Source organism: Paraburkholderia sp. SIMBA_027 (assembly GCF_046535315.1).
Lineage (GTDB): Bacteria > Pseudomonadota > Gammaproteobacteria > Burkholderiales > Burkholderiaceae > Paraburkholderia > Paraburkholderia tropica.
Genome location: NZ_JAWRWY010001203.1, coordinates 1 through 251, shown reverse-complemented (window position 1 = coordinate 251; position 251 = coordinate 1). Strand labels below are relative to the sequence as shown.

1 protein-coding gene is annotated in these 251 nt (G+C 61.4%); it reads right to left on the bottom strand.

Translation table 11 applies throughout. The annotated features are described in order from the left end of the window. A partial coding sequence (locus tag SB764_RS42965; protein WP_410867170.1) for a nicotinate-nucleotide--dimethylbenzimidazole phosphoribosyltransferase occupies positions 1 to 236 on the bottom strand: 236 nt, incomplete at its 3' end. Positions 237 to 251 lie beyond the last annotated feature (15 nt).

Sequence of the window (251 nt, the reverse complement as noted above, 5' to 3'; positions counted from 1 at the left end):
ATGTCTCCGGTCGGATAGTCGAGCGCCAGATCGAATATCTTGAGACCGAGATCGTTGGAGACGCAGATCTGGTTGATCGCAGCACCGCCTGCCGCGAAATTCTCCACCATCTGCTGCGTCACCGACGTCGGATAGGGCGTGATGCCATGACGCGTGACGCCATGATTGCCGGCAAAGATCGCCACCAGCGGACGGGTGACGGCGGGCGAACGGCCGGACCATGCGGCGAGCCACATGGCGATTTCTTCCAG